At 67.3% G+C, this 1196-nt stretch carries 2 protein-coding genes; both read right to left on the minus strand.

Annotation, left to right across the window (positions count from 1 at the left end; all coding sequences use genetic code 11):
• On the minus strand, positions 1 to 498 hold a 498-nt coding region (locus tag IEZ31_RS55725), incomplete at its 3' end, for a potassium-transporting ATPase subunit C (protein ID WP_190258284.1).
• On the minus strand, positions 498 to 1196 hold a 699-nt coding region (locus IEZ31_RS55730), incomplete at its 5' end, for an HAD-IC family P-type ATPase (protein ID WP_190258285.1). The genes IEZ31_RS55730 and IEZ31_RS55725, both read right to left, overlap by 1 nt.

Consider the following 1196-nt stretch of genomic DNA (forward strand, 5'->3'; position numbering starts at 1 on the left):
CTCGTTGAGGCTGACCGCGCGGGTCACCGGGCCCGTCGAGCCGTTCTGGTGGTAGACCGCGAGGACCGCGCCGACACCCCCAGACGTGCAGTAGGGCCGGCTGCCGTCGACGCCTTCGAGCTCGCCGATTGCCTTGCTGCGGCTGCAGACCTGGGTGAGGAGGCTGGGTTTGTCCGGGGTGTCGACGACGCTTTCGGGTCCCAGGTTGCTCGCCGACGTGGCGGTGGGGTCGTAGCCGTCGCCGGCCGCGGACGGGCGCGACTGGAAGTACTGCCGCAACGGGTTGCCGTGGGCGTCGGTGAACGACTGGCCGATCAGGTGGCTGCCGACCGGCTTGCCGTCGTGGCTGACGATCGAGCCGTCGGCCTTGGTGGACAGGCCCGGGATGCGGGCCACGGCGACCATGAGCAGCGGGTAGGCCAGGCCGAGCACGACGGTCATGACGACGAGCGCGCGCAGGGCGGCGACGTGCTGGGCGAGCCAGGAGGGTAGGCGCATCACGCGATCCCGGGAATGAGTTGGAGGACGAGGTCGATGGCTTTGATGCCGATGAAGGGCACGATGATGCCGCCGATGCCGTAGAGCAGGAGGTTGCGGCGCAGCATGCTGGCGGCGGTGCCGGGTCGGTAGCGGACGCCGCGCAGGGCGAGGGGGATGAGGGCGATGATGACGAGGGCGTTGAAGATGACGGCGGAGAGGATTGCGGACTCGGGTGAGGCGAGGCGCATGATGTTGAGTTTGTCGAGGCCGGGGTAGATGGCGGCGAACATGGCCGGGATGATCGCGAAGTATTTGGCGATGTCGTTGGCGATGGAGAAGGTGGTGAGTGCGCCGCGGGTGATGAGGAGTTGTTTGCCGATCTCGACGATCTCGATGAGTTTGGTGGGGTCGGAGTCGAGGTCGACCATGTTGCCGGCTTCTTTGGCGGCGCTGGTGCCGGTGTTCATGGCGACGCCGACGTCGGCTTGGGCGAGGGCGGGGGCGTCGTTGGTGCCGTCGCCGGTCATCGCGACGAGTTTGCCGCCTTGTTGTTCGTGTTTGATGAGGGCCATTTTGTCTTCGGGTGTGGCCTCGGCGAGGAAGTCGTCGACGCCGGCTTCCTCGGCGATCGCGCGGGCTGTGAGCTGGTTGTCGCCGGTGATCATCACTGTGCGGATGCCCATGCGGCGCATCTCCTCGAAGCGTTCCCGCATGCC

The organism is Dactylosporangium sucinum (genome assembly GCF_014647515.1).
Lineage (GTDB): Bacteria > Actinomycetota > Actinomycetes > Mycobacteriales > Micromonosporaceae > Dactylosporangium > Dactylosporangium sucinum.